This is a genomic window from Myxococcus sp. CA056, assembly GCF_013336715.1.
Classification (GTDB): Bacteria; Myxococcota; Myxococcia; order Myxococcales; family Myxococcaceae; genus Myxococcus; species Myxococcus llanfairpwllgwyngyllgogerychwyrndrobwllllantysiliogogogochensis.
Genome location: NZ_JABUMT010000055.1, coordinates 1 through 438, shown reverse-complemented (window position 1 = coordinate 438; position 438 = coordinate 1). Strand labels below are relative to the sequence as shown.

At 69.9% G+C, this 438-nt stretch carries 1 protein-coding gene; it reads right to left on the bottom strand.

What is annotated here, in order from left to right:
• The coding region (locus HUA76_RS44805; RefSeq protein ID WP_217440988.1) for a hypothetical protein at positions 1–402 on the bottom strand (402 nt) is incomplete at its 3' end.
• Positions 403–438: the final 36 nt, after the last annotated feature.

Below are 438 nucleotides of genomic sequence, written 5' to 3'. Positions count from 1 at the left end.
GAAGGAGACGGTCGTCGTGACGTCGTGCTGTACGCCGCGGGAGCCCTTGATACTGATGAGCTTGGAGCCCGTGCGGAATGCCGCGGAGCTGGTGGCGAGGGTGGTGTACCAGGACTTGTAGGAAGCGGTGTCCGGCCCGGAGCCCGAGGCGGCCGCGTGGATGATGTGCGCGGAGCACGAGAGGCCGGTGCACCCGTCGTTCTGCACCCAGTCGCCGAGCCGGTTGATGCGGTGGTTGTAGTCCCACCAGTGGTTGAAGCCCCGCCAGAGGACCACTCCGTTGCGGGCGCCCTCGTTCTGCTCGTAGAGGGCGGCGGTGCTCTGGCCGAGGTAGGTGTCCTCCTCGTGGGGCGGCTCGCCGCACGCCGTGCCCAGCAGCAGCGCGGCCGCGAGGAGCACCACCCGGTTCGGGCGAGGGGAGGGGACTGCTCGGAAGGG